Here is a 351-nt window from a genome sequence, read left to right on the forward strand (position 1 = left end):
TTTTAGCTTGAGTATCCTGGCAGGTCTTTTTTAATTCGAGTTGGGTGAAAATTTCCTGCAAGAAAAGATAGCTGACATTGAAGACGCGCTGCTTATTTTTAGGGGGTCAACTTGGCAGCTGAGAATTTCTTGATCATCTTTTCTTGTCCAAAATAATAAAAGATTGACAAAGAAAAAGGCTTAGCGACAAGGCTAAGGCCAAATTTTAAGTTTTTAAACTGTCAAACTCCCGGGTATAAAATAAGTAAATATCATGGCTAGAATACTTTAAATTAAGTGAAACAGAAGCCCTAATTGATGGCTTCTGTTTTTAAGATTTTATTACAATTTATACAAGATTTATTGTTTTTT

The organism is Lactobacillus helveticus DSM 20075 = CGMCC 1.1877, assembly GCF_000160855.1.
Lineage (GTDB): Bacteria > Bacillota > Bacilli > Lactobacillales > Lactobacillaceae > Lactobacillus > Lactobacillus helveticus.